Annotated in this window: 1 pseudogene; it reads right to left on the bottom strand. The window is 66.5% G+C overall.

Features of this window, described 5'->3' with window-relative positions:
* Window positions 1-224 (bottom strand): annotated as a pseudogene (gene sod, locus AUR65_RS19415) (superoxide dismutase [Mn]); the annotation flags it as partial.

Genomic DNA, 224 nt, shown 5'->3' with positions numbered 1-224 from the left:
GCGCCCTGGTCGTGCTTGTCGACGACGACGTTCCGAAGCTGGTTCGAGAACGAGTCGTACACGAGAAGCGCCCAGCCGCCGGCCGCGCCGGCCGCCGCTTCGAATTCGCCCTTCCAGGCTTCGTAGGAACCGAAGTCCTCCGCGATGCGGTCTGCGAGCGCACCCTCGGGCTCGTCGCCGCCTTCCGGCGACATGTTCTGCCAGAACAGGTCGTGCAGAATGTG

The sequence above is a fragment of the Haloferax marisrubri genome (genome assembly GCF_001469875.2).
Taxonomy (GTDB): Archaea; Halobacteriota; Halobacteria; order Halobacteriales; family Haloferacaceae; genus Haloferax; species Haloferax marisrubri.
Note: the sequence above shows the minus strand (reverse complement) of the source record. Positions and strands in the feature narration are given on the sequence as shown.